General features: G+C 39.7%; 1 protein-coding gene. It reads left to right on the forward strand.

Annotation, left to right across the window (positions count from 1 at the left end):
* Positions 1-627 precede the first annotated feature (627 nt).
* Positions 628-1,155: a CbrC family protein gene (locus AN944_RS20945; RefSeq protein WP_055026581.1), complete on the forward strand. Its 528-nt coding sequence runs from the start codon at positions 628-630 to the stop codon at positions 1,153-1,155.
* Positions 1,156-1,301: the final 146 nt, after the last annotated feature.

Below are 1,301 nucleotides of genomic sequence, written 5' to 3' on the forward strand. Positions count from 1 at the left end.
TTCTAGTTATTTGATAAGTTGTTGAATCTAAAGTTATTGATAAAAGGTTGTAGAGACCTCTACATCAAAGCGCTCACTTTTGCGGGCTTGATATTAATAAAAAGGGGGTTAAATTTTCGTTTTATCCATACTAAACAGTCGGTTGGCTTGGCATGGTTGCTGTTAAGCCGAATTTCAACCGGAAGATTATCGAGCAGCTATATAATAAGCTGTTAGTAAGCCAAGTTATTCAAGGAAAAGTTTTTCTTACATGGAGTGTGTTCTTCGCTAAACCAAAGCAACATTTCTCCATTATCCAGTTGGTCACTTTTCCCGTTAACTATCAGTTTTCTATGTTAATTCTGTGGTAGTTTGGTTACTACTCAGTTATTGTTTTAATCAGTGTGGTTTATCTGTAAAAGATGAACCATGTAAATTTTAATTAAACGTTGTTTTGCCAAAGTAAGTCGGTTTTGGTTTGGTATCGTCGGTAAGGTTTCAGCAAGCATACAATCGCGCTTTCTGAGAGTTGGCTACTAACAAGCGCCTTAATCCGACATTGCCAGCTGTCATACTTTTAGCAAACAACGCAAAAAGCCCGCCAGCGCAATTCGCATTAGGCGGGCGTTAACTTTCTTAGGAGAAAATGTGGATTTCCCGAAGTTTAAATATCATCCAGACCCGATTTCGACTGGAGCCATAAAGAATAGCGATGAAATTTGCGAATGCTGCAATGAAGCTAGAGGCTATGTCTATAATTCCATTCTTTACTCCGCAGAAGAAATTGAATTCATTTGTCCATGGTGCATTGCAGATGGTTCAGCTGCTGAAAAATTTGATGGTATGTTTTCTGATAATCATCCCTTGATAGAAGCAGGAGTGCCGGAAGAAGTAATATCCGAAGTATGTGAAAGAACACCTGGTTATAATTCTTGGCAGCAGGAAGTGTGGCAGGCTCACTGCGGAACAGCCTGTGAATTTCATGGAGACGCCAAGAAAAAAGATTTGATAGAGCTAAATGGTGATTCTTTGGAGAGCTTTCTAAAAGCTGAGATGATCAAGCCTGACAATTGGAAAAATATCCTAGAGCACTATAGCAAGGGTGGCAACCCCGCCATTTATAAATTTAAGTGTCCTGAATGTTCAGAAAACATATACACAATGGATTTTACCTAGTGTCAAAAGTTAACAAGCAAAATCAGCTCGACGCAGCTACGCTGCGCGGCTGTTTCGGGCGTTAGTATGCCAGGAGGTAGTATGAGAATCCTCATATTAGTGTTTATTGCATGGTCGAGTATTGCATATGCTGATGACTGCCGTTT

Origin of the sequence: Shewanella sp. P1-14-1, from assembly GCF_001401775.1 — a bacterium.
Classification (GTDB): domain Bacteria; phylum Pseudomonadota; class Gammaproteobacteria; order Enterobacterales; family Shewanellaceae; genus Shewanella; species Shewanella japonica.